This window comes from Psychrobacter sp. Rd 27.2 (genome assembly GCF_001921755.1).
In the GTDB taxonomy this organism is placed as follows: domain Bacteria; phylum Pseudomonadota; class Gammaproteobacteria; order Pseudomonadales; family Moraxellaceae; genus Psychrobacter; species Psychrobacter celer.
Window position 1 is genome coordinate 59,649 of sequence record NZ_MRYB01000007.1, and the last position, 25,974, is coordinate 85,622.

At 48.9% G+C, this 25,974-nt stretch carries 17 protein-coding genes; 9 read left to right on the forward strand and 8 right to left on the reverse strand.

The window, feature by feature from the left end:
* Positions 1-286: 286 nt before the first annotated feature.
* A complete protein-coding gene (locus BTV99_RS07605; protein ID WP_075101777.1) occupies positions 287-619 on the reverse strand; it encodes a cytochrome c5 family protein in 333 nt (110 codons plus the stop codon).
* A gap of 387 nt (positions 620-1,006) precedes the next feature.
* On the opposite strand from BTV99_RS07605, the gene yihA reads away from it, so the two are divergent.
* Complete coding sequence (gene yihA / locus BTV99_RS07610; protein WP_256713752.1) at positions 1,007-1,771, forward strand: ribosome biogenesis GTP-binding protein YihA/YsxC; 765 nt, start codon at positions 1,007-1,009, stop codon at positions 1,769-1,771.
* 308 nt (positions 1,772-2,079) lie between these two features.
* Here the strand turns inward: yihA and BTV99_RS07615 are convergent, their stop codons facing one another.
* From BTV99_RS07615 to BTV99_RS13440, 3 genes are all read right to left on the reverse strand, one after another.
* Positions 2,080-2,820, reverse strand: a complete 741-nt coding sequence (locus tag BTV99_RS07615; protein WP_075101778.1) for an HAD family hydrolase — start codon at positions 2,818-2,820, stop codon at positions 2,080-2,082.
* Positions 2,821-3,084: 264 nt separating this feature from the next.
* Positions 3,085-4,110: an RluA family pseudouridine synthase gene (locus BTV99_RS07620; protein WP_075101779.1), complete on the reverse strand. Its 1,026-nt coding sequence runs from the start codon at positions 4,108-4,110 to the stop codon at positions 3,085-3,087.
* 377 nt (positions 4,111-4,487) lie between these two features.
* Positions 4,488-4,748 (reverse strand): hypothetical protein, encoded by a 261-nt coding sequence (locus BTV99_RS13440; protein WP_178377941.1) that lies wholly within the window; start codon positions 4,746-4,748, stop codon positions 4,488-4,490.
* Between the two features lie 517 nt (positions 4,749-5,265).
* Here BTV99_RS13440 and BTV99_RS07630 point away from each other — a divergent pair.
* A complete protein-coding gene (locus BTV99_RS07630; protein WP_075101781.1) occupies positions 5,266-9,411 on the forward strand; it encodes an Rne/Rng family ribonuclease in 4,146 nt (1,381 codons plus the stop codon).
* 162 nt (positions 9,412-9,573) lie between these two features.
* Here the strand turns inward: BTV99_RS07630 and BTV99_RS07635 are convergent, their stop codons facing one another.
* Positions 9,574-10,500: a DUF808 domain-containing protein gene (locus tag BTV99_RS07635; protein WP_075101782.1), complete on the reverse strand. Its 927-nt coding sequence runs from the start codon at positions 10,498-10,500 to the stop codon at positions 9,574-9,576.
* Positions 10,501-11,201: 701 nt separating this feature from the next.
* On the opposite strand from BTV99_RS07635, the gene BTV99_RS07640 reads away from it, so the two are divergent.
* The 5 genes from BTV99_RS07640 (at position 11,202) to BTV99_RS07660 (ending at position 17,071) form a co-directional block, all read left to right on the forward strand.
* Positions 11,202-12,053: a DsbC family protein gene (locus BTV99_RS07640; protein WP_075101783.1), complete on the forward strand. Its 852-nt coding sequence runs from the start codon at positions 11,202-11,204 to the stop codon at positions 12,051-12,053.
* Between the two features lie 272 nt (positions 12,054-12,325).
* Positions 12,326-13,669: a homoserine dehydrogenase gene (locus BTV99_RS07645; RefSeq protein ID WP_075101784.1), complete on the forward strand. Its 1,344-nt coding sequence runs from the start codon at positions 12,326-12,328 to the stop codon at positions 13,667-13,669.
* Positions 13,670-13,759: 90 nt separating this feature from the next.
* The gene (locus BTV99_RS07650) at positions 13,760-14,941 is read left to right on the forward strand and encodes a thiolase family protein (RefSeq protein ID WP_075101785.1); all 1,182 of its coding nucleotides are present in this window, start codon (positions 13,760-13,762) and stop codon (positions 14,939-14,941) included.
* Between the two features lie 404 nt (positions 14,942-15,345).
* A complete protein-coding gene (locus BTV99_RS07655) occupies positions 15,346-16,194 on the forward strand; it encodes a DUF2382 domain-containing protein (protein WP_075101786.1) in 849 nt (282 codons plus the stop codon).
* 235 nt (positions 16,195-16,429) lie between these two features.
* Positions 16,430-17,071, forward strand: coding sequence for a YsnF/AvaK domain-containing protein (locus BTV99_RS07660; RefSeq protein WP_083608575.1), 642 nt, complete (start codon positions 16,430-16,432; stop codon positions 17,069-17,071).
* A gap of 270 nt (positions 17,072-17,341) precedes the next feature.
* Here the strand turns inward: BTV99_RS07660 and BTV99_RS07665 are convergent, their stop codons facing one another.
* Complete coding sequence (locus tag BTV99_RS07665) at positions 17,342-17,893, reverse strand: hypothetical protein (RefSeq protein ID WP_075101787.1); 552 nt, start codon at positions 17,891-17,893, stop codon at positions 17,342-17,344.
* Positions 17,894-18,140: 247 nt separating this feature from the next.
* Positions 18,141-20,942, reverse strand: coding sequence for a preprotein translocase subunit SecA (secA, locus tag BTV99_RS07670; protein WP_075101788.1), 2,802 nt, complete (start codon positions 20,940-20,942; stop codon positions 18,141-18,143).
* A 552-nt stretch (positions 20,943-21,494) separates the two neighbouring features.
* Here secA and mutS point away from each other — a divergent pair.
* Positions 21,495-24,539 carry a DNA mismatch repair protein MutS gene (gene mutS, locus BTV99_RS07680; protein ID WP_178377943.1) on the forward strand — a complete coding sequence of 1,015 codons (3,045 nt, stop codon included), beginning with the start codon at positions 21,495-21,497 and terminating at the stop codon, positions 24,537-24,539.
* 203 nt (positions 24,540-24,742) lie between these two features.
* Positions 24,743-25,066 (forward strand): ferredoxin FdxA, encoded by a 324-nt coding sequence (gene fdxA, locus BTV99_RS07685; protein ID WP_075101791.1) that lies wholly within the window; start codon positions 24,743-24,745, stop codon positions 25,064-25,066.
* Positions 25,067-25,157: 91 nt separating this feature from the next.
* On the opposite strand, the gene tfpZ is transcribed toward fdxA, so the two are convergent.
* A complete protein-coding gene (gene tfpZ, locus BTV99_RS07690; RefSeq protein ID WP_075101792.1) occupies positions 25,158-25,949 on the reverse strand; it encodes a TfpX/TfpZ family type IV pilin accessory protein in 792 nt (263 codons plus the stop codon).
* Positions 25,950-25,974 lie beyond the last annotated feature (25 nt).

The following is a 25,974-nucleotide window of genomic DNA, read 5'->3' on the forward strand; positions in this document are numbered from 1 at the left end:
TTATTTAGAGTGATTGTACTGATAAGATACCTGATACCGACCGCCCTATAATCAGCGAGGCAAGTATATAATTTAAGGTCTTGGCCACAAGCAATCTGAAAGTACTTACTAACATCAGGGTTTATTTTCGATTATTATAGCAAGACTTTGTAGCATTTGCCTACTTAATCGTCACATCCACCAGTTTTTCTAATAGGCTTATTATGCTGCTTGCAAAAAAATAAAAGCGCTTTCGGGCAATAAAACCCAGCGCTTTAGATGGCATGACTTATTGATTTTCTACTGATTATTTGCTCATATACTCGATCAGCTGACGGTAATCATCATCACTGCAGCTGTCACAGAGTCCGCCCGCTGGCATCTGCGTCATGCCACCTTTTACTGAGTTTATCAAGGTCGTCATGCTCTTTTGTTTGATGAGCTGCTGCCATTTGGCGCTGTCGCCTTTTTTGATGGCATTGAGTGCGCCACTATCGTGACAGGCTGCACATGAGTTATTATAGGTCGCTGCGATATCAGCAGCAGCGCCCGTTATCATCGTGCTGCTTAAGATGAGCGCCGCCGCGCCGCTTATGAGTACACGCTGAACACGGTCAAAAAGTGTGGTGATTGAAAACATTGAACACCTCCTTTGGATATGACATTCGTTTAGTCTATTTTTTGATTAAACGTGTGTCGCCAACTATCTCTTAGCAAATATTGTAACAATGTATGTCATACAAATACAGATAAATATAGTTTGGCTTTGGTAACCTAATGATGACTGGTATCACTACCATGATAGCCTGCGATATGTGAGTGCCTGTGATATTTATATGATATTAATTGCCGTTATTTCAATAAGTAAGCGGACGAATAGTATAGAATAAGCAATTATTAAGTCGTCTGCCATGCCGACTGCTATAAACGTTATGTGACGCTTATGCCCTACTGTCGCCTCTCGCTGGTCTAAACGACGCAACGCCTTACCACTGTATCCAATTTTTTTAAGATTAATGAGTCACTTATGAGCACCCCGTTTACCGATGCCGCCACCGACCAAGCCTTATTTAACACCAAGTCTCGTCAAAAAATTCAACAAACCGCCTTTATGATGTCAGCGCCGACTTTTCGCCTTTGTCCTGCCGATATGGGCTTAGAGGTCGCCTTTGCAGGCCGTTCAAACGCGGGCAAATCCTCTGCCATCAACGCGCTGACCAACCAGCGCCAACTGGCACGCTCGTCCAAAACCCCTGGTCGTACGCAAATGATCAACTTTTTTAGCGTCGGTGATAGCGACAGACGACTGGTCGACTTACCAGGTTATGGCTACGCCGCTGTCCCTTTAGAGATGAAAAAAGAATGGCAGGTTGAGCTAGAAGAATATCTGGTATCGCGCTCAAGCCTTGCAGGGCTAGTGCTGATGACAGACATCCGTCATCCGCTTAAGTTTTTTGATGAGCAAATGCTGCATTGGGCCAAAGATGGAGATTTACCCGTACACATCTTGCTTACCAAAGCAGACAAGCTAAAATACGGCGCCGCCAAAAACGCCCTGCTCAATACCCGAAAAAGACTAAAAAAACTGGGGCTAACCTGTAGCATTCAGCTGTTTTCTGCCTTGCGCAAAGAAGGGTTAGAGGAGCTGGCTGGCGTGATGGGCAAATGGTATGAATATCAGCTCGATGGCGATAAAATCATTGAAACTGGCCTCAGTGAGTCTGCCGACACTCAAGTTGGCGAGACGACGACAGCTGTAGAAGGGAGTGATGCAAAAGACGGCGCTAAATAAGCGGCGCCACGCGGAAAAGCGGCGTGCTAGGGCGTGTCTTTATTTCAAAAATGGTGATAAAAATAAGATAAATTGCGGTCAAACAAGGAAAGTAGCACCGTGAATATCGGGATATTGGTCAGCTGTTTGACGACGGTTGGCAAAATTTGGCCACTTTTAGCCCATTTAGATAACTATAGTCGATGCACTCTAAAAAGCGCATAGCGCTACTGGGATGAATTTTGCTCAGCCTCTGGGAACGCAGCACGCAAGTAAAATTTATACCAGTAGCGCGTTTAAATTTATATAACAGTTTTATTTTCAACTGACTATAGCGAGTGACTTGAAGACACGCCCTCGCCACATAATAGCGCCATTAATGCTTGCGGCGTCTCAACCTGATAGGTAGGCTGCTGTGCGGCAAGCTCTGCCGCTGATGCTGTACCATAATTAACCGCAATACTACTCATACCCAGCTGCGTCGCCATCTCAATATCATAGACGCTATCACCGACAAAAACAGCGTCGGCGATACCCTGCTGAGTAGCCTGTAATATATCAATGAGCATCTGCGGATCAGGTTTTGAGCCTGCTTCATCAGCACAGCGGGTCATCACAAAATACTGATGACTGCTCGAGGCTGCAAGCACCCGATCTAGACCTTTTCGTTTTTTGCCTGTGGCTACAGCCAGCTGTTTGCCTTGACGCTGTAGCGTTTGTAGCATGCTTTCTATCGGGGCAAACAGCGGCGTGCGGTGGCTATTGGCGATATAGTACTCAGCATAGCTTTGCTGAATGCCCTGCTTTTGTAAATCGCTGGCCTGCGGATATAAAATATCAATGCCATTCATCAGGCTAAGACCGATGATATCTTGCACAGCCTTATCTGTCGTTTGAAACCCGTGCGCCTCCCCTGCCACATGCATGGCCTCCACGATTAAACCCACCGAATCCATCAAGGTGCCGTCCCAATCAAAGATAATCAGCGTTTTATCGGCCAGATTATGCGGGTTGGATACGTGAGAGCTGGCTTCGGCAATAGCAATACTGGCAGCAGATTGTGGACTCATAAATAAACCTTGATAACTGTTAAGACTTGACGACCTTTAAAACTTGATAAGCTGACGTGTGACTTGATGACTTTTATGAATAACGACGATACATGGCAAGTGTCAATACAAAAACGTCACGGCGACTTATCAAAAATAAGCGGGCGTGACGTTTAGCGCACGTATTCGACTTTATCGTCCGTCCTTAGCGCGTGTTGAACAGTCACAAGAAGATAGACACACTGTCATCATACGCGAGAGTGGAACAAGACTAATGGGACAATACTAATCAGGTAATGTGCTCTGCTCAGGGAGCCAGTCGGCCATGTCTTCTGGTAGCGGCGCGGTGATACTCTTATAGCCTGGGATATCCAAACGCCACGCGTGCAAGCACAGACGATGGACGCCTGATTTGTCGTGTACGTTATATTTATCATCGCCCAAGATGGCGTGACCGATATGCGCTAAGTGTACACGAATCTGATGGGTGCGCCCAGTGAGCGGCTTGGCTTCAATCAAGCTCACAGGCTGATCGGCCAGCATAAAACGCTCATGAATGATAATGTCTGTCTGGCTGTCTTTGGCTTGCGGGTCTTGGCTATCTACCTTGACACGGCGCTCACCATTAGCAAGCGTATAGCGTAACAATGGCGCATCGATACGTTGCTCACCCATCACAGGCTGGCCTTTGGCGATACACAGATAGTGCTTTTGGATGGTTTTATCCACCAGATGCTGCTGCAAGGCTTTTAGCGTTGAGCGTTTTTTAGAGATCATCAGCAAGCCTGAGGTATCCTTGTCGATACGGTGCACCAGCTCCAGATATTTTTTGCCAGTGACTTCACGCATGGCCTCGATGACACCAAAGTCCAACCCGCTACCACCATGCACCGCAATGCCCGAAGGCTTGTTTAGCACCAACATACCCTCATCTTCATACACCACTCGTGCCAGCAAGCTATTGGCAAACTCGGTGCTGATGATGGGCTTTTCGCGCGTCGCCAGCTGAATGGGCGCGATACGCACGACGTCTTCACGCTGGACTCTATCATGTGCTTTACAGCGTTTATTATTAACACGCACTTCATCCGAGCGAATCATTTTGTAGATGTGCGATTTTGGCAGACCCTTTAGGCGGTTGAGCAAAAAATTATCCAAACGCTGGTCATGCTGATGGCGCGTTACCTCTAGATAATTGACTCTGGCAAAGTTGCTGATTTCATCATCAGCGCTTTGCGGGCGTGTTTTGCTATTGAAAATAGCAGGCGCTTCGTGGATCGGCGCGTCATCGGTCGTTTTTGAGTTTGTCATTTTTCGTTAGGTATTTACACAAAGATTTGCTATAGTTTAGCATGTTGAGCGCCAATTAAGCAGAAGCTGCGCAATAATCATTATTGCAAAAGATTGCCTAACGCTATTTTGCCAATCACGGCTTTATGAGTGATTGCCCAAGCGCAGTTAGCAATGCCTCTGCCAAGATGGGCCGTCTCATCTGATTTTAGGGTGCATAAACTGAGTAAAGCTGTTTTTATAGACATCGCTTCTCAGACCGCCCCATAAATTGTAAACGCGGCATGAATGCTTCTTTTTTGATAAAAGCAAGTTTCTTTACCGCATGGCTATTTGTATGATAAAACTGATAGTGATACAAAATACCATTGCGTGAATAATGCTGGCAAAACGCCTATTTATTGACCATTTACCCCATAACACTGATTTACTACCCGCATAATCACGACTGTTTTTGATAACACATTATCAACGTCTTTTATGTGAGGCAGCCGAGCAAGTATGGGACGTTTTACCTTAGCATCGAGACAGATATCGATAGCCGCCTTAGTATCGGTGGTCAAACAGATGACAATAAAGACATAGACATAAACCGTGCCGATAAGCCGGTCATTTACTCTGTTTGCCAAGTACGCCCCGCCGATGACTGATGCGACCATAGCTAACAAAACGCCCAAGATATGATTGACGTAATCGCAAAAGAACGAAAAATAAAGCAAGACCCATTGTTTTACCTGATCTAACAGATGCTGCATCGCGCTATTTTTTTATAATAGTATTGATGACAGCGGTTATTGCTAGACTTTGAGGATGCATAGCAACAACACAGCGCCTTTTTTAGGATCAGTATTTTTAGAGCTGTCGCTAAGGCTTGCCCACTCTCACAAAGTGTGCGGTCATAATGACCCTAAAAACCACTGACCAAAAACTTACCTAAGACGCTGATGCATAATAGATGTTTAGAACAATCTGCGTTTGCATGGTTTGACATAGCTTGTTTGATATGGCTTGTCTGACACTGCTGGCCTCTTTAGATCACCGTAAAGCAGCCCTTGAGGCTGATTGCTTATGTTCTCCGGTCACCATATCTGCCGCCGATGTCGCCATTTGCAGCACTTGCCGGCACCTCCTAAAGTCCAAGCTTAGTCGTCGTTATGCGTACTCATAGGATAAAATATGAAACGCATTTTGATCAACGCCACTCAAAACGAAGAAATTCGCGTCGCCCTTTGTAAAGGCAACCATCTATACGATTTTGATCTAGAAAACCGCACCCGCGAACAAAAAAAATCCAACATTTATAAAGGTCATGTGACCCGTGTCGAGCCATCGCTTGAAGCGGTGTTTGTCGAATATGGCTCACAGCGTCAGGGCTTTTTGCCGATTCGTGAAATCTCTGCTGAGTATCTAAGCGGCAACCCACGTGATGAAAACATCAAAAAGCTCATCAAAGAAGGCGACGAGCTAATCGTTCAGGTCGAAAAAGAAGAGCGCGGCAACAAAGGCGCAGCCCTATCGACTTATGTATCACTCGCTGGCCGTTATTTGGTATTGATGCCCAACAACCCTCGTGGCGGCGGTATCTCCCGCCAAATATCAGGCAAACTGCGTGAAGACATGAAGCGCATGCTAGGCAATCTTGACTTGCCAAAAGGCATGAGTGTCATCATCCGCACCGCTGGTATCGGTAAAACCCAAGAAGACTTGCAGCACGATCTCAATCACTTGCTCAACATCTGGCAAGCCATCCAAGAACAGAATAAAAAATACCCATCACCGCGTCTGGTGCATCAAGAAGCTGGCGTGGTCACCCGTGCCGTGCGTGACTATCTGCGCGACGATATCGCTGAGATTTGGATCGATAACGAAAACGCCTATATCGAAGCGGCAGGTTTTATCGATGCAGTAATGCCAAAACAGGCTGAAAAGCTCCGCAAATACACCGATTATGAACCAATGTTTTCGCGCTTCAATATCGAAAAGCAAATCGAGACGGCCTATCAGCGCGAAGTGCGCTTGCCCTCAGGTGGCTCTATCGTCATTGACCAAACCGAAGCGCTGGTCTCTATCGATATCAACTCCGCCAAATCAACCAAAGGCTCAGACGTCGCCGAAACCGCCTACCACACCAATCTAGAGGCCGCTGACGAGATTGCCCGTCAGCTACGCCTACGTGATATGGGCGGCTTGATTGTCATTGATTTTATTGACATGAATGACAATAAGCATCAAAAAGAGGTCGAAAAACGCCTGATTGATGCGACCAAATACGACCGCGCCCGCGTGCAGTTCGGTGATATCTCTAAATTTGGCTTGATGGAGATGAGCCGTCAGCGCTTGCGTCCGTCACTTGAAGAATCAACCGGCTATATCTGCCCGCGCTGTCATGGTAACGGTATGATTCGTGATTTGCGCTCATTGTCATTGTCAATCATGCGTCAAATCGAGCAGATCGCCCTAAAAGAGCGTCAAGGTGAAGTACAGGCCGAAGTACCGACCGATATCGCGGCGTTTTTGTTAAACGAAAAACGCGACAGCTTGGTTTATCTCGAGCAAGACAGCGGTACGCGTATCACCATCTTGCCGCACGCGCATCTTGAGTCACCAAACTTTAAGCTGCATTTCAACCGCGACGGTTTTGCCCCATCCAGCTACGAGCGTATCACTGATACCCAGCAGCAAGAGTATAGCGATCTTGGCTACGACGTTGACTGGCAAACGGCGGACAACGAACGCCCTGAGCAGCAGCCAACGCGTCAGCCGCGCCAAAGCAGCGACAAAAGCGCAGCACAGAAAAACAAAATCCGCGCCCAAGCACCGTCAAACGCTCCTGCACAAGCGCAAAACAACAGCGCGCAGCAAAGCGAACGCCATCAAAAAGACCGTCATCAAAAAGATCGTCATCAAAACAACAGCACCAACACCGCGACGCGCGCGCCGCAAGCGGATAAGCCTCAACCAGCAGCCACGCCGTCAGCGAGTGTGACCGCCGCCCAGCCGCAAGCCGTTGCTTGGCTATCCAACCTGTTTGCTCAGGCACCGCAAGCATCAACCACGCCTACCGTGAGCAGCCGTGATGCTGCCGAGGCAATCGAAGCCTTGGTCAACACTGGCGCACAAAGCTTAGGCGCTTTTGGTCAAATCGATAACAGCGCGCTTAGTACCGAAAGCCGTACCGCGAGCACCGAGCAAACCTCGCAAGCCCCTGAGCAGCAGACCGATGGCGAATCAGACAGCGCCAACCGCCAGCAACCGCGTCGCAGCTCAGACAATAAAAACGAAGAGAGCAACGACGACAGAAGAAGACGCAAATCACGTAAGTCTCGCTCTGCTAAGCCGCGTCAACGCAAAGAGCAAAATGGCGAGAGCAATCAAAACGCAAGCGCTGATACCCAAAGCAGCTCAGAGGCCGCCGAAAGCACAAACGAGCAGCCAAATAAACGTCAGCAAGACAATAGACGTAGCAGTGAGCGCAGTCGCAACAATCGCCAAGACAACGGCCGCGATACTGGCGAGCGTCATAATACGGATAGCAGCACCAGTGAGCATAAGGCAGCAGACGAGCAGCCGCTCAATAAACGTAAGTCGCACAGCCAACGCGGCTCACGCGGCAAGCTAGAACGCGGTGAGACGCTTACCTCTGATAGCGTCAAGCAGTCCTCTGGCAAAAACGGCGAAGCACACACCAGCAAACAAGCCGCGAACACGCGCCGTAACCAAGACCCGAACGAGGTCATGCTGCAGGTTAACGAAGCTCCAGCAGTGCTAAAATCGCCAGAAGTGGTGCACCTATCCTTAGATGATAGCAAGCCGGCCTCTGCCAAACGCTCATCTGCTGACAAGCCCCATTCAGCAAATGACAGTACAGCAAACGACACTGCGAGTAAAAAAGACGCTGGTCAAGCAGCTACGGCTAAAAGCGATTCACAAAAATCGCCTGCCGATAAGCAGTCAGCAAATAGCCAAAGCGTCGAGAAGTCTGGTAAAAATGACACTACGGCGCAGGCAGATACCAGCGGTGATAAAGCGGCGCGCAGCAAAGCGGTAACCGCTAACGAGCAGGCAACTGCTAAACAGCCGACCGCCGACGAGCCATCAGCTGCGAATAGCCCTGCTACGCGTCCGGCTTCAGAGCCAGCTTCGGCTGATCGCGCTACTGCCACCAAGTCGCAGGACACCGCGGCAAACACAGGTGACCGTGACACCGGCAATGCAAATAGCAGCGCTGCAAAACAGACGCACGCCACTGCCAAAGGCACACAGAGCATAAGTGCCCAAAGCAGCCCTACTGCGGATAAAACCGATGCGGACGTTGGCGCAGCACCCTTGCTCACGCATGATGCCTTGTTTGCCAACCGTTACGTCACCGCTCAGAAGTTTGGACAGGCCAGTAACGACCCACGTGTCGTGCGTCGTCAGCAGGCACAGCCCACTCAGCAGCCAGCGGTAGAATCGGCAACACCTGTACCAACGGTGCGCGGTAGCGTTGGTGACTTTGTGCGTCAAGCACTCACCGATGCCGAGAGCCGTCTAAAAAATGACGGTGTGATCCGCTGCTTTATCGCAGCTATCGAAGCGCACTCACAGCAAGCAAAATCTGCTGACACCGCGCAAGCACATCTGCCAGTTGCTGACGCTCAGGCTCGAGACTTTGACTTTAGCAACTATGGCTACCAGCCATTGGCGGCAGACTATCTGGCGCGCTTTGAGGCGATGACTCAGGCCGTTAGTCAGTTTGCTACCACCCAAGGCAAAACAGCAGTCGCGCCGCGAGCGATCGGCAAACGCGCTAGCAACGACCCACGTGGTCAGCATCCTGATTATCAGGCAGACGAGGTGGACGCTCATGATGTCGATGCGACTGCCCTAGCCAATCAGGCACAGGCAGACGATGTCAGCACTGAAAGTGAGCAGCTGCTAAAAGCCGATAAAAACGTGGCGCCTGCCACTAACCCATCAGCTGATCATGTTGATAATACCGATAGTGCTGACAATACTGACACTCGCACAAAGACGGCTGAGTCTGACAGCGAAGCCGCCAAGCAAGGCGATACATCTGAATCAGAGGCTCCGTCTAAAGACGCAGACAAAGGCGCAGAAAAGGAAGACAGCCAAGCTGCTAAGTCTAAAACCACGATCGCCAGTTATAAAAACATGATTGAAAATGTGGCCGAGCAGTTATTGCCACAGACTGGCATGTTTAACTTGACCACGCCCAAGGTTCCTAAGGCGCGCAGTCGCAAGCCGAAGACTGAGCACAAAAAGCCGACACAAGCTGAAAAGCCAGACGCTGAGGATGCCGATAAGCAAGCAGACAGTTAATCACCGTCGCTTGTACTATTAAATCACTTGTATTACCGCTTGTATTATTAAAAACAGTACAAGCATAAATACTCAAAAGCCCCGATAGTTCACTATCGGGGCTTTTATTTTGCTTCATTTTGCTGAGTAATGCGTTATCTGTTTAGCGCTTTTCATTCAAGCTCAGTGCGTCGCTGATTTTGTATCGTCGTCGCGCATTTTGCCAACGATAGTAAAAATCCCAACGATAACAGCACCAATAATAAAACCGATGACCCCATTTAAGATAGCAGTGGTCACGCTCTCAAAGATACCCGTCAAATGGGCGATGTCCTCGACACCGTGATCCAAAAAGCCAATGCCATGAACCAAGATACCACCACCGACCAAAAACATCGCTAAAGTACCGGCGATAGAGAGAAACTTCATCAGTTTTGGCGCGGCAGCAAACATCACTTTTCCAAGTTTTTGTTTAAAATTGCCTTCTTGCTCCATCAAATGCAAACCAGCATCATCTATCTTGACGATACCTGCCACCAGCCCATAAATACCAATGGTGATAGCGATGGCAAGGATGGACAGTACTAGGCTGCGCTCCAACAACGTGGCGCTCGCTGTCGACCCTAGGGCAATAACGATAATCTCAGCCGATAAAATAAAATCGGTCCGTATCGCCCCTTTGATTTTGTCTTTTTCAAAAGCGACTAAGTCCACGGTTTCATCGGCATTGGCCTGCCGGCGAGCGTTTTGCTCTTCATCATGCGGCAAAGCATGCGGCCAAAATCGATGAATGACTTTCTCTGCACCTTCATAAACCAAAAACAACCCGCCACACATCAATAAAAATGTCACTAAAGGCGGGTAAATAGCACTAATAATAAGGGCTGCTGGGACTAATATTAGCTTATTGACAAAAGAGCCTTTGGCGACCGCCCAAACTACTGGTAGCTCGCGGTTGGCCTTGACCCCCGTGACTTGCTCTGCGTTTAGCGCCAAATCATCGCCCAGCACCCCCGCGGTTTTTTTGGCCGCGACTTTGGTCATGACGGAGACGTCATCCAATATCACACTGATATCATCGAGTAGGGTTAATAAACTGGCACCTGCCATGTGGGCTCCTTAACGCAATCATTGAAGTGAGTGATTGAAATAAATAATATTAAAGGGATATATACAAAGAATTTATATAAATTTTTAGCAAAAACAATGCCATTAGCAGTAGACTATCTGATCGAACATCACAATCAGACATCATAACCAGAGGTTGCGGCTCAGCACGGTAGCTAAACATTGATAGTAACTAGCCAAGCTTTGATATTACATAGTACAAATGTATCTTGTTTTTTGAATTTAGGTGTATAAACGTTATGTTTTTCAACACCGCGATGACGTCATTTTAGATATCATCAGCCCTAAATAAAACGGACATAACAACTACTATGTGCCATGTGCTGCTGGTGTTTATTTAGCGCCGTATCTGTCGGCGGCGGTACAGCACGCCAGGAAAGCGCCATTATAGAAGTATATAAGACTGCCGTACCTGACCATCGCTAGGTCTGCTCAGCGATGGCTATTATTTATCATAAATATGTTAAGATAAGCGGCATTATCAAGTGGGGACGTTTCTCGTTTGAGAGAAAAACCCCTTTATATTGAACCCTTTAACTCTCATTGATAAGCGCTATATCCACGATCACAGTCTGGCATGATGGCGGCGGTTTTCTCACGTTGCCCCATACTGCACGCGATAGCGTTTATTTGTTTTATGCCGACGCATTTATGATTAGGCGCAATGCCTACAGGAAACCTATATGTCATCCTCCATCACCCAAAAAGCCCACACTGTCATTGGATTTCGCAAAACCCGCCTATCACGCTTTATGATGGGGGCGTTATTGGTCGCCATTGCTGCTGGCTGCTCAAACAATGCCGCCGATGCTACCAGCAACACCGGCGTGGTCAATAGCACTCAGGCAAATACCAAGACGGTATCGGCAGAGAGTGATGCAGCGGTGGTCAGCGCGTTGCAAGAAAACCTAAAAACCTCGGGGATTGAGGAGACTATCCTCTCAGCCGTACCGACAGATATGGACGGTATCTATTGGGCGACTGCTGAAGGGCTGCCGTCTTTTTTTACGGATAAGTCGGGCAAGCACATCATTCAAGGTCAAATCATCGCGGTCGGTGACGGCGCGCCGGTCGATATCAGCGCTGCATTGGTGGCCAATACCGCCCAAAAAGCATTGCAAGCAGTCGATAAAGATGAGCTGATTATTTACCCAGCCAAGGGTGAGACCAAAGCGGTGGTTTACTCGTTTACCGATGCCGACTGCCCTTATTGCACCAAGCTGCATGAAGAGATGGCGGATATCAATGCGCGCGGTATCGAAGTGCGTTATTTGGCGTGGCCTCGTAGCCAAGCATCGGTACCCAAAATGGAGGCAATCTGGTGCAGCCAAGATCGCCATGCTGCTATGAATCAAGCAAAAATGGGCGCCAATGTGCAAGCACCTAGCTGCGAGAACCCAGTCGCAGCGCATATGGCATTAGGCGCAAGATTGGGCGTGCGCGGTACGCCAGCTATCTTTACGGAGTCTGGCCAGCAAATCGGTGGCTATCTGCCGGCTGAGCAGCTGGCACAAACAGCGATTGACGCCAGCTAGCACGCTGCTGTCATATCATTGACTTTGGCGACAGTCAGTTTGGGTAGACGTCACAACTGCATGTCGGTATGATACGATGAAGCGTCATAAAAAATCAGCAACACAACCGTAGTGTAAACATCAATGTGAGTCTTTTTTATTCAACGATAATGATGCCTTGATAACCCTATCACAAACGACATTTGCGCCCACCGTATGCTCGATACGACCAGCGCATTTATCTGATAGCAGTGTTATGCTGGGCGTCTTATATTTAACCTCTTGAGGATACTGTGAGTCATTCCATCAAACTAGCGATACTTGGTCTAGGCACCGTCGGAACGGGCGTAATCAACCTAATCAATGACAATTTAGATGAGCTAAAACGCCGCAGCGGCCAAGACATTACCATTACCGAAGTGGGTACGCGCCGTCATCGTGATGATATTGATCCCAATATTATGCAAAGCAGTGACTTGATGGCAATTGCGGCAAGCGACAATGTCGACATCGTGATCGAGGTGATCGGCGGCACCACACTCGCCCGCGAAGTCATTATGCATGCCATCAAAAACGGTAAGCATGTGGTCACCGCAAACAAAGCCTTACTCGCCGAACACGGCAATGAGATCTTTGCTTTTGCAGAAGAACACCATGTCCATGTGGCATACGAGGCAGCAGTCGCAGGCGGTATTCCAATCATCAAAGTGATGCGTGAAGCCTTGGCAGCCAATAAAGTAGAGTGGCTGGCCGGCATCATCAACGGCACGGGCAACTTTATCATGACAGAAATGCGTGATAAGGGTCGTCCGTTTGCTGATGTACTGAGCGAAGCCCAAGCATTAGGATATGCCGAAGCCGACCCAACGTTCGATGTCGAGGGTATCGATGCGGCGCATAAACTGGCCTTACTGGCCTCTATTGCCTTTGGCATCCCGCTACAGTTTGATAAGGTCTATTGCGAAGGCATCACAGATATCACCTTACAAGACGTCAACTATGCCGAAGAGCTGGGCTATCGTATCAAACATTTAGGCTTTGCGGTGCGCCGTGATGGCACAGGCGACGATGCTGCGACTGGTATCGAGCTGCGCGTCCATCCGACCCTCATCCCGCAAGACGCTCTTTTGGCCAATGTCAATGGCGTAAAAAATGCAGTCTTGGTCAATTCACACCCACTCGGGCAGACCTTGTACTGCGGTGATGGTGCCGGTGCAGGCGCGACCGCGTCGGCGGTGATGGCTGATGTCATGGATTTGGTACGTGTGTTAGGTAGCAAGGATGCCGATGATACAAGCAACAACGGTCACCATGTGCCGCACCTCGCGTTTATCCCTGAGCAGTTATCTGACACACCAATCCTACGCGCTGAGCAGATGACCACGGGTTACTACTTGCGCGTCCATGCTTATGATAGCCCAGGAGTGCTGGCCGATATCACGCGTATCCTCAGCGATGCAGGTATCAATATCGATGCGATTTTGCAAAAACCGGCGCACAAGGTTGGTCAGGTGCCTGTCATTATCTTGACGCTGCCTGTGGTTGAGAGCCGCATGAATCTGGCCATCGAAAAAATCGAAAAACTAGACACAATTACTGATAAAGTAGTACGCATTCGCCTAGATGAGCTAGCGTAAACAACAGCAAGATGGATAGCTGCTAGCCTGTCAGCGTTTGGCCAAAAAGTGCCACACGTTCATTTAAATACGTAAAAAGGAATAATAACGATGTCAAATGATGCAATTGTGATTTTAAACGGTGCCCGTACTCCTATGGGCGGTTTTCAAGGCTCGCTAAAAGATGTGAGCGCAACCGAGCTTGGCGGGGCGGCGATCAAAGCCGCTGTCGAGCGCTCAGGTGTCGATGTCGACAGTATTGATGAAGTCATTATGGGCTGTATTTTGACAGCAGGCTTAGGTCAGGGTCCTGCCCGCCAAGCGATGCGCAACGCCGGCTTGTCTGATGCGACGGGCGCGGTCACTATCAATAAACTGTGCGGCTCAGGCCTAAAAGCGGTCATGCAGGCTCACGATGGCATCAAAGCGGGCAGCTTTAAGGTCGCAGTCGCAGGTGGTATGGAGTCGATGACCAACGCTCCTTATATCATGCCAGGCTCGCGCGCAGGCTACCGTATGGGGCACAAAGAAGTCAAAGACCATATGTTTTTAGACGGTTTAGAAGACGCAGAAACGGGCAAGCTGATGGGCATGTTTGCCCAAGAAATGGCTGACGAAAAAGGCTATACACGCGAGCAAATGGACGAGTTTGCCATCGAATCGCTCAATCGTGCGCTGACAGCAATCAAAGACGATCACTTCAAAGACGAGATCGAACCCGTTACTTTTAAAACCCGCAAGGGCGAGCAAACGGTCGATACCGATGAGCAGCCAGGTCTTGCCAACGCCGAGCGCATCCCTACCCTGCGCCCAGCATTTGCCAAAGACGGTACCATCACCGCCGCAAACGCCAGCTCAATCTCAGACGGTGCAGCAGCAGTCGTGTTGATGAAAGAATCACAAGCCAAAGAAGAAGGTCGTGGCTATCAAGCACGTATCATCGCCACCGCGTCTAACTCTCGTCATCCAAGCGAGTTTACCATTGCACCGATTGGGGCGATTGAAAAGGTTCTAGAAAAAGCTGGTTGGACGATTGCAGACGTCGATCTTTGGGAGATCAATGAGGCCTTTGCTATGGTCACGATGGCAGCGATGGATGAGCTAAACATTGACCATGCCAAAGTCAACGTCGAAGGCGGCGCTTGTGCTCTTGGTCATCCAGTTGGATGCTCTGGCGCGCGCATCTTGGTCACTTTGATCAATTCACTTAAGCGTACAGGCGGCAAAAAAGGCGTGGCGACCTTATGTATCGGTGGCGGCGAAGCCGTGGCGGTAGCCATCGAGCTTGCTTAATCAGCAGCTGCCTGATGATAGAGGCAATATTTAGATTAGTATAAGCCTTAATAGCAGTCAGGCTGCTTACTCTGGAATGTATCAAGCTCTTAAATGTATCAAAACCGCACGGCGATATGCTCTGCGGTTTTTTTTGTGTTTGTCATTTCCTAAAGTAGCCAAATTATTGCACCGTGTAAAAACGCGTTAACTTGTACCCCTTACTCTGTTATGCCGCTTACAGCCTATTACACGTCATTACCTCAAGCGCACACTTTGCTACCTTGCTTATATATCTCATCTAAAATCAGGGTGTTACGATAATTACAAGTTGAGGCAGCAACTGCCAAGGTAACATTCAATGACTTAACCAAACGTTGTCATTTTAATAAACAATAATGAACTCATAAAAAAGGAAGACAATAATGAGCCAGCTAATCCGTTTAAAAGACATCCAAGCCACACACCGCGACCTAATCGGTGATGACTACTATGACCCAACGGGCAAGACTGCCTATGGCGTCAATGAAGAAAAAATCGGTAAAATCGAAGGCGCACTGGTAGAGGACACCACTGGCCGTATCCGTTATCTGATCGTAGATGTAGGCGGCTGGTTTAGCTCAAAAGAAGTCCTTGTCCCAGCAGGCCTAGCACGTATCGTCGGTGATGATGTATTCTTCGATAGCTTAACAGAAGCGCAAGTTGAAGCAATGGAAGTATACGACCATGATTATCAGTACAGCTATAAAGAGCAGTACGAAAAAGATCGTCAAGCCTTTGTCGCAGACAGCGTGCCAGAAGCTGAGCGTATGGAAATTGCTGACCATGCTTATGATGCACCAAATACCCTAGAGCTACTAGAAGAGCGTCTAACCGTCAATAAAGATCGCATCGTAGCAGGTCTGGTCAAAGTCGGTAAGCATGTGGTCACAGAAGAGCGCAACGTCGATGTCGAGCTAGAAGAAGAGCATGCCAACATCCAGCGTACCAATGTCGATCGTCCAACAGATCGCCGCATCGGAGATGTCGATGGTAATGAGACTATTGAAGTTGAGCTAGAAGCAGAGCGTGCACGCGTGGGCAAGGACACCTATGTGGCAGAAGAAGTCAACGTCGGTAAGACGACTGAGCGCCATACGGAGACGATCGTCGAGACCATTCAGCGCGAAGAGCTAGACATCGACCGTGATGGTAATGTGGTAGACCGTGAGGGCAACATCGTCAATCGTGACGACATCACTGCCGAAGACGTACGCCGTGCTCGCGGTATGTAATCCGTAACAGCCTTATACTGGCCTACTCCCTGATTGGTTATAATAATAACAATAAACACACCAGTCATAGTCGCCACTTACAGCTAAGTACGGCTGCACTACAAGATAGGAGGCAGCGTCACTTAGCAAAAAAAAGGCCAGAGCATGTCTCTGGCCTTTTTTTCTGACTTTCACAAGTAGCACATTGCTCTTGTGCCATGACATTGATAGCATTTCACCATATAAGGATATCAAAATGACCACTGACCCTAATGCCGTCACCGACTCCAACCGCGACCCATCAAAAGACGATGGTATCTCTACATCAGCCACTCCTCTTCACAATGACACCACGCAGATGGCCGAAGATACAGATCCAGCAGCTGACCGGCATCCCTCATCACAAGAGGTTGGTCATTTAGAGCTGCTAGAAGAGCGCCCTGTGGTCAACAAAGAGCGTCTTGATGTCGGCAAAGTCACAGTGACCAAGCACCGTCGCACCAAGACCATCGATGTGCCGATAGAGCTGGTAGAAGAGTATCTTACTATTCGTACTGAATACTACGATGCCGAAAGCCAAGACTTACTATCAGGTCAGTACGATGATAACGATATTTTGCGTCACGTCGAGCCTGCGCTAGATAGCAAAGCGGTGGTGACGGTCAATGGCCAACAGATTGAGATCGGTGAAGCACCGCTCGAGATCGTTTTGTCTCGTCAAGTTGCCACCATTACCAAGGAGACATTTGCCATTCAAGAAGTTGATATCAATAAAACCACACATACCCATACTGATAGTATTCAGGTGACCTTGAAGCATGAGGAGCTTGATATCACCGAAGAAGGGTTTTTGGCTCATGAGCATGACGCCGCTGATGATATAGCCAATTCAAAATAAAACCGATAGGCGCATCTTAACGTGCATCAACTATAGCAGCTTTATCAGAAGCCCACGATAAGTAAGCTGATGACATAAAGGCAATACAAGGCAATACGACAAAAAAGCAACGCTGTAATAGCGTTGCTTTTTGCGTAAAGTATCGGTCATCAATGCTTAGTCATGACATATAAATATAACCATATGAGTGTATTAGCCATTATCGACTATAGTCTCACTCTTACTGCTGGTTAGAGTCAGCTATCTAATGATAAAATCACGACGGCGTGGTTAGGCAGCTGCCTCATCGGCGCTAGGCTCGGCTGATTTTTTACATTCATAAGTGCTGACATTATCGGCATCGGCACCAGCGGTACGCATTATACCTGTCTCACGCTCTGTATGCGCCACACGCCACTGTACAAACCCTACACCACCATCGATGGCGGTATCGAGATTGAAAACTTCTGGGTTGCTCGCATCATTGGTTTTGGTCAAAGTCGCAGTGCCATTGGCAGTTTCGATGACCACTTGATTATCAGCGTCTTTATAAGTTGCCTTTACCTCTAATGCTGGCGAGCATGAGTAGGTCATCTGAGTGACACCACTATTGACCATCGCTACCGTATCATCTGCCACCTCATCAGCTGGCGCGTCCATTACCACATCATTTGGCTCGGCAGGCTCAGCAGACATCGGTACAGACTGCTCTTCGCTGATGCTTTCTTCTAGGCTAGGCTCAGTTTCTTGCTGTTTTTGGCAAGCGCTGACAGTCATGACACCAGCCAATAAGCCCGTTAAAACGACAGAGGTTCGAAATTTTTTTAATAATTCTACGTTCATCACACTCTCCAAACAAATATGTTAAATACTATAGCGTGTCCCTAAATGCACGCCTATGTACAATTTGTAAACAATCCATACAAAAACAGTGAGCATTTACCTGCCTCTAAAGGCTGTCTGCAAGCCAAAAAAGACACTTAACGTCTTTCTTGGTGTCTTTCTTGATGTCCTAATCTCATTCATAAAAAAGCCCCTATCTGTGCAAGATAAGGGCCTGTAAACATCTCATCTAAATTGCTTGATATGCCTAGATCTTGCCGTGGCACTGCTTGTACTTCAGGCCTGAGCCGCAAGGACAAGGCGCATTACGGCTGATATGCATACCCGCATATGGGTTTTCCCCAGCAGCGCTCGCACTGGCATTCGCACCTGCAGCACCGGCCGTCATACCAGCGGCGGCCACGCCTGCTGCTTGGTTACGGTTTTGCGCTGGTGGCTGCGCGGCACCGGCGTTGCTGTCTAAGTTATCGACATCATTGTGCTCAAACTGCATCTGCATCTGCGCGGCGTTTTCACGCTGCTGCGCCTCTAGCGCCTCTAACTCTTCTTTGGTCGGAATGTGCACGCGTGATAAGTCTTGTACGGTCTCAGACTTGATAGCACCAAGCATCATCTGAAACAGCTCAAAGGACTCGCGCTTGTACTCTTGCTCTGGGTTTTTTTGTGCATAACCGCGCAGATGGATACCTTTACGTAGCTGGTCCATCTGGGTTAAGTGCTCTTTCCAGTGCTTGTCCAAACTTTGCAGCATAAAGTGACGCTCAAGCTGGGCGGCGTCTTTTTCGCCCATTTGCTCGCGGCGAGTATGATAACGATCCAATGCCGTTTGGATGATTTTGGCTCGCAAGCCTTCTTCATCTAGGCGGCGGTCTTCATCCAGCCAGTCATTAATCGGCATCGAGATTTTAAACTCATCCTCTAGCTCGTCTTCTAGGCCGTCGATATTCCACTGGTCATCGATAGAGCCTGGCGGAATAAACTGATTAATCATGGCATTATAGACTTCATGATGCATGACATCGATGGCCTCTTTTAAGTCCATCTCTGCGAGCAAATCATCGCGCTGACTATAGATGACTTTACGCTGCTCATTGGCGACGTCATCGTATTTGAGTAGGTTTTTACGGGCATCAAAGTCGCGGCTTTCGACTTTACCTTGCGCGTTTTCGATGGATTTTGAGACCATCTTATGCTCGATGGCTTCGTCTTCTTTTAGCCCCATGGCGCGCATCATATTGACCACGCGGTCGCCTGCGAAGATACGCATCAAGTCGTCTTCTAATGATAAAAAGAAGCGCGACATACCAGGGTCACCTTGACGACCGGCACGGCCACGTAGCTGGTTGTCGATACGGCGTGACTCATGACGCTCAGAGCCGATGATATGCAGACCACCAGCGGCCACGACTTGGTCATGTTTGACTTGCCACTCTGCTTTTAGGCGCGCCATCTCTTCTGGGCTGACCGCATCGATGTCTTCGATAAACGACTGCCAGTTACCGCCCAAGATGATATCGGTACCACGGCCTGCCATGTTGGTGGCGATGGTCACCGCTTTTGGGCTACCTGCCTGCGCGATAATCTCTGCCTCACGCTCGTGCTGCTTGGCGTTTAGGACATTGTGTTTGATGCCTTCTTGATCGAGCAGATAAGACAACTCTTCGCTGGCCTCAATCGTCGCTGTACCGACCAGCACCGGCGCACCTTTGGCCTGAATCTCTTTGATCTCGCGGATGATGCCTTTGTATTTGCCAAGCTTGGTCAAGAAAATCTGATCGTCCATGTCGATACGGGCGATCGGCTCGTGCGTTGGAATCACAATGACGTCTAAGTCATACGTGGATTTAAACTCCGCCGCTTCGGTATCGGCCGTGCCCGTCATACCAGAGAGTTTGTCATAAAGACGGAAATAGTTCTGAAAAGTCGTGGTCGCAAGCGTTTGGTTTTCTGCCTGAATCTCGACGTTTTCTTTGGCTTCTACCGCTTGGTGCAGGCCCTCTGACCAGCGGCGACCGGGCATGGTACGACCCGTGTTTTCATCGACGATGATGATTTCACCGTCGTCAACGATATAGTGGACGTTTTTGACAAACACATGATGGGCGCGAATGGCGGCTTGGACGTGCGCGAGTAGCGGCAAGCGACTTGGGCTATACAAGCTCTCGTTTTCGCCCAGCTCACCGACTTCTGTTAAAAAGCGCTCGATTTTTTCATAGCCTTTTTCGCTAATCTCAATCTGACGGTTTTTTTCATCAATCCAGAAATCTTCATCTTCGTTATTCTTATTGGCTTCTTCGTCTTTTGAGCGCTTAAGCCGTGGAATGATGGTGTTAATAAGCGCATACATGCGTGAAGAGTCTTCGGCTTGCCCTGAGATAATCAGCGGCGTACGTGCCTCATCAATCAAGATTGAGTCAATCTCATCGATGATACAAAAGTTCAGCGGGCGCTGTTTTTTCTCAGCGAGGCTAAACACCATGTTGTCACGCAAATAATCAAAACCGTACTCGTTGTTGGTACCGTACGTGATATCGGCTTGATAGGCATCGATTTTTTCTTGTGGCGGCTGCTGTGAGTAAATCACGCCGACAGTCATGCCCAAAAAGTTAAAGAGCGGACGGTTGAGCTCCGCATCACGCGCCGCAAGATAGTCGTTGACCGTGACCAGATGCACGCCTTTGCCGCTGATGGCGTTTAGATACATGGCCAAGGTACCCATGAGGGTTTTACCTTCACCTGTTTTCATCTCGGCGATTTTACCTTCGTGCAAGGTGATACCACCGATCAGCTGCACATCATAGTGGCGCATGCCATTGACGCGCCATGACGCCTCACGGCAGACAGCAAACGCTTCTGGCAATAGCGCATCCAAGCTCTCGCCGTTTTGGTGCCGCGCTTTAAACTCGGCAGTTTTTTGTTGTAATTGCTCATCAGACAGGGCTTGTATCTCAGCCTCTCGTGCGTTGATCTTACTGACCACGCGGCGCATGCGTTTTAGTTCGCGGTCATTTTTGGTGCCAACCACACTGCCTATAATCTTTGATAACATAATTTTTTGACCTATGGAAATATTCGATAATTAGTGCGCATTAGCCAATGCCTAGCGTCGCACCCTACTGGGTGCTTGTCGTCACTCGGCGCAATTTATCTAATACTGCGCGCTATTTTATGATACTGCGCCTAACTAAGTATCGCCCAATTAAGTGTGCCGTCATTATATATGGTTATGACGCTGATGGATACAAGGGCTGTGAGCAGATATTTGCCGACGTAAAAACAGCGCTGAACGTGTTAAAATAGCGCCTATACCCTTAATTTAACAGCTGTTTCGCGATATCAATAAACGCAAATAGCTGCCAACCTGCATCCCTGATTTATTCTAAAAAATACGCATTCTTTCTAAGCAAACCCATTTAAGTACCATAAGAGACTCTGCATGACCGTCAACACCTCTGCCCCGCACGCTCGTATTAGCCATCCTGCGCCCACAACAGATACCGCGGCCAAACAGCCTTCATCCAAGGCAAGCGCTGCCAAATCTGCAGACGCCGATCAGCTACTTATCGGCGATACTGTCTATCATGTGGCCGATCACACGCCGATGATGGTGCAATATCTAACCATGAAAGCCAACTATCCACAAGCGCTGCTGCTGTACCGGATGGGTGATTTTTATGAGCTGTTTTTTGATGATGCCAAGCGCGCCGCGCAGATACTAGACATCACACTCACGCGCCGCGGCACCGACAAAGCAGGCAATACCATTGCCATGGCGGGTGTGCCATTTCATGCTGCCGACAGCTACATGGCGCGGCTCATCGCGGCAGGTCAGACAGTGGTCGTCTGTGAGCAAGTGGACGACGCATCAACCGATGCAGCCAGCCCCTCATCCGCCCCATCGGCGATGGGCGATAAACAAAAAAAGAGTAGCAAGTCCACTGGTATCATGCGCCGTGAGGTGGTCAAAACGCTGACCGCAGGCACCATCACGGATGATGCACTGATCGCGCCCAACCACACGCCGACCGTGGTGGCAATCGATATCGCCCAGCCGCGCGCAAACAGCAAGCAGCCACTACAGGCCGCCGTCAGTCAGCTCGACTTAGCCGCTGGCACCTTGACCACTCAGAGCCTGAACGCCAATCATGATGACTACGATGACCTACAAACGCAGATGCTGACGGTGCTCGCCCGCTTCGCCCCTAGCGAATGTATCATCAGCGAAGCACTAAGCGACGCTACTGGCAGTGCTGATACCGACTGGCCGCTATGGCTGCGACAACACCTGGACTGTCCGATCATCGAGGTAGCTGCCAATGACTTTCACCGCGACCATGCCGCAGATACCCTTTGTCAGCAGTTTGGGGTGCAGCGTCTCGATGGACTTGGTATCCATGACGCGCCGCTTAGCCAGTCTAGCTGTGCCGCCTTGATTCACTATGCGCAGCAAACCCAGCAGCGTCACGTGCCGCAGGTCAATCAGCTTATCGTCGAGTTTAGCGATGATTACTTGATCATCGATGCCGGTAGTCAGCAAAACCTTGAGCTGTTTGCTCCAGTCAGTAGCAGCGGCACATCGCTGGTCTCGGTCGTGGGTCACTGTCAAACGCCGATGGGACGCCGCCTGCTGGTGCAGCAAATGAAACGCCCCTTGCGCCAGCATGCGCGTATCAATATGCGCCTAGACGCCATAGACAAACTTTTGCAAGTAGACAACCCAGCTGACAGCAGCAAGCAAGGTAGTCCGCATAGTCCGCAGCTACAACGTCAGCTACAGCGTCCCTCATTGCTCAGCTATATACGCGATACGCTAAGTGCCATCGGTGATATCGAGCGCATCACCAGCCGTATCGGCCTGATGAGCGCCAAACCGCGAGACTTGCGCAAACTGGTGGACGGTATCAACAGCAGCGCGCAGCTGAGCACCTTATTAGAGCAAGCAGGCATCCATCACGAGCAAGCAGGACTGCTGGCCATGCTCATGCAGCAATTGCCCGCTCAACTACCTGCTGTTCAATCTGTCGCCGAGTTAATCGAGCGCGCTATTGTTATTGAACCACCTGCACATATCCGTGATGGTGGTATGTTGGCAGCGGGCTATGATGACGAGTTCGACCGCCTCACTCATCTCCATGACAATATTCAAGTGACATTAGATCAGATGGTAGAGCAAGCGCGTCAGGAGAATAAACTGCCCAGTCTAAAAGTTGGCTTTAATAAAGTCAGTGGCTTTTATTTTGAACTACCCAAAATGCAAGCCAAAAACGCACCCGCGCACTTTATCAGGCGGCAGACGCTCAAGAGCAGTGAGCGTTTTATCACCGATGAGCTAAAGGAAGTCGAAACCGAATACCTAAGCGCACAAAGCTTAGCACTGGCTCGCGAAAAACAGCTATATCATGAGCTGCTGATGATACTCAGTAGTCATTTGGCCACATTGCAGCAGCTAAGCGCCGCCATCGCCCAAATAGATGTGCTCAGCAACTGGGCGCAGCTTGCGACCCTTTATAATTGGCAACGTCCAGTTATGACTAACGATTCAAACGATGGCAACTTGTTAAAAAAAAGCAGCCAGACCCGTATCGACCAGAGCAGTATCGACATCCAGCAAGGCCGCCATGTGGTGGTCGAGGCGGCATTAACCCCCGATAATACCAGCAGCCCAGCCGTGCAAGGCGCAACACAGACTTTTAGCCAAAACCTCAGCCAACACCCCAGCAAACCTGCGCGCGCCCATGCCTTTGTCGCCAATGACTGCACGCTGGGCAGTGCCAATACTAAAGAAGGACATCCTGAGCGCCTGCTGATGATCACAGGCCCCAATATGGGCGGCAAATCAACCTATATGCGCCAGACCGCTCTTATTGTCTTGCTCGCGCACTGTGGCAGCTTTGTGCCAGCAGCCAGCGCGCGCATCGGTGATATCGACCGCATCTTTACCCGTATTGGCTCGGCCGATGATCTGGCAGGCGGCAAGTCGACCTTTATGGTCGAGATGATCGAGACGGCCAATATCTTAAACCAAGCGACCGATAAATCACTGGTGCTCATGGATGAAGTCGGCCGCGGTACCGCCACCACCGACGGGCTGGCCATCGCCCACGCTTGTGTCAATAGGCTGCTTGAGATCGGCTGCCTGACCCTGTTTGCCACCCACTACTTTGAGCTGACACAATTGGCTGCGCAAAATAAAGGTATTCGTAACGTCCACGTCGCCGCCAGTGAAATCGATGGGCAACTACTACTGCTGCACCAAATCCGTGACGGCGCGGCCAGCTCTAGCTTTGGCCTCCATGTCGCCAAGATGGCCGGCATTCCGCCATCGGTGATTGATGATGCCAAACGCTACTTGCGCGATCATCCAACGATGGTGGCGAATACTCAAAGCGTTGATGACTCTCAAGACGTTGATGACAAAATCGACTTAGTTAAGTCGCGAACGGATAATTGCCAGCTTGACGAACAAAGACCGCTGACCACCATAGAGACCAGCCCTCTAAGCCATGAGCAAGCAGCGGCAGATATTCCGCAGCAAAATCAGCTGTTTAGCTTACAAGACGAGCTGGCGGCCATCAACCCTGACAACCTAACGCCCAAACAAGCGCATGATCTGCTCTATCATCTTAAGGATATCATTAGTCACTAAAGGGAATTGTCAAATCAGCATAAAGGCGCTAAAATGTGGCTTGTTTTAGTCAATCTAGTTTTTTAGTTACTCTAGCCCTTATGGTGCATCATTAGGCAGACTGCCGCGACGATTGAGTATAGCGATCGCCGTCATATTCGCCGCGGTAGGCGCTGACGATACAGGCACCATATCAGCCAAATCAATAACAGGTAGACATCACTATGACCTTTGTCGTTACAGATAACTGCATTCTTTGCAAATACACCGACTGTGTGGAAGTCTGTCCTGTGGACTGCTTTTATGAAGGACCAAACTTTTTGGTCATCGACCCTGATGAGTGCATCGACTGCGCGCTATGTGAGCCTGAATGCCCTGCCAATGCCATCTTCTCAGAAGACGAGGTGCCGAAGGGGCAAGAGATATTCACTCAGCTAAATGAAGAGCTGGCGCAAAAATGGCCAAACATCACAGAGATGAAAGAGCAGATGCCAGAAGCCGCCAAATGGGACGGCGTCGAGGGTAAGATTCAGTATTTAGAGAAGTAGGCAGCCTGATCGCACTTTGATGCGTGGATAAAATCCATTAATAAAAACCACCGAGCGGCAACTGCTGTTCGGTGGTTTTTTTTATCTAAAATTATAATAAATCAGATGTGAGGATAGTAGTCATTTGCTCTTTTGTCCAAGGACGTAAATCAACCATATCTATGGGCTTGCCATTTTTGTCAATAAGTACGACCATATGCTGCTGTTGACCCCATAATGGCAACCAACCTACTGCATTGGGATTGGCAGTAATGTATCTATCAACATCTATCTTATCATTAGCTGCTGCTAATTTTGACAATTCACGCGCTCTACTCTTTATTTCATCGTAGGCTTGCTCTATTGGATAATATAGCGCGGGTTGATGGGCTATCTTTGCACCCAGTTTATTACCAAACTTCAAGTCTTCAATTTTTTGAAAAGTACCCATAGGTTTAGCAGCTACCCACTCAGGCCCTGTTAGAGACGCATGTGTATATTCTTCAGCAGCATTTTCTAAATAGCTGTCTTCTATATCATTGAGACGTACTATCTCAAAACGATTGTTATAAAAAGCCAACCATACTGGCCTTGCTTGTGACAGGCTATAAACACCATAAGACAACGCAGCCATTTGGATAATGACGATAACTGTCAAATCAAGAATAAGTGATTTTTTATTTTTTTTATAAATAACAAGGGTAAGCAATGGACCGATGACTAAATCTACCATCAGTACTATAGCAAATATAACCACTGCTCCTGTCGCAGTTGCAAGCGGCGTTGGATACCATACTTTAAATATTAACAATGCTAATGCACCGACTACCAATACACTCAGTAATAAATGCAGTGTAGCAGCCTTGATAGAATCTTTCCAAATACGTATGGGCTTTTGTGTCATTTCAATGATTCCAATTAACTATACA